Source organism: Streptomyces sp. NPDC020379, assembly GCF_044387105.1.
Taxonomy (GTDB): domain Bacteria; phylum Actinomycetota; class Actinomycetes; order Streptomycetales; family Streptomycetaceae; genus Streptomyces.
On the sequence record NZ_JBIRVR010000062.1, the window covers coordinates 1 to 1,052 of the forward strand.

General features: G+C 67.7%; 1 pseudogene. It reads left to right on the forward strand.

The annotated features are described in order from the left end of the window. Positions 1–1,052: pseudogene (locus ACH427_RS32345) on the forward strand (polyketide synthase); the annotation flags it as partial.

Below are 1,052 nucleotides of genomic sequence, written 5' to 3' on the forward strand. Positions count from 1 at the left end.
AACCTCACCGGCGGTCTTGTCACCGCCGACGAAGTGTGTGACCCGGAATACTGGGTGCGCCACGTCCGCGCGACCGTACGTTTCGCCGACGGCATGGCGTGTATGGCGGACCAGGGTGTGACCACGAGCCTGGAGCTGGGGCCGGATGGTGTTCTGTCGGGCATGGGCCAGGACACCGCCCCGCAGATGGTGTTCGCGTCCGCCTTGCGCAGGGATCGCGACGAGGCAGCTTCGCTGTTGGAGGCCCTGGCTCAGGTTTACGTCCAGGGTCACTCCGTGGACTGGGCCGCGCTGCTGGCCCCGGCCCGTCCTCGGCAGGTAGCGCTTCCCACTTACGCCTTCCAGCGTGAGCACTACTGGCTGGAATCGACCGTGACGTCCAGCGGCGACAACGCCGATGCCGGTTTCTGGGAAGCGGTGGAGCGCGGGGATGCCTCGGAGGTCGCGGGGCTGCTGGAGCTTTCTTCGGGTGACACGGCGGGTGAGTCGCTGGCGGCCGTGCTCCCGGCGCTGTCCGCCTGGCGCCATCGGGACCGTGAGCGGCTGGCGGTGGACAGTTGGCGGTACCGGGTGACTTGGTCGCCCTTCGCCGAGCCGTCGGGGTTGCTGTCGGGTGATTGGTTGGTGGTTGTTCCGGCTGGTCTGGCTGGTGATGCGTGGGTCGGGCGGTGTGTGGCTGGTCTGGCCGGTCGTGGTGCGCGGCCGGTGGTGCTGGAGGTGTCACAGGCTGATCGTGCGGTGATTGCTGAGGGGCTTGGGTCGGAGTCCGGTTTTGCGGGTGTGGTGTCGTTGCTGGCGTTGGCCGGTGGTCGGGATGCGGTGTTCGGTTCGGTGCCGAGGGGTGTCGCGCTGACGCTGGCTCTTGTCCAGGCTCTTGGTGATGCCGGTGTGGCGGCTCCGTTGTGGTGTGTGACGCGGGGTGCGGTTGCTGTTGCCTCCAGTGAGCGTGTGACGGGCTTGGATCAGGCGCAGTTGTGGGGTCTGGGTCGTGTGGCGGCGTTGGAGCTTGTGGGCCGTTGGGGTGGTCTGGTCGACCTTCCCGAGGTTTTGGA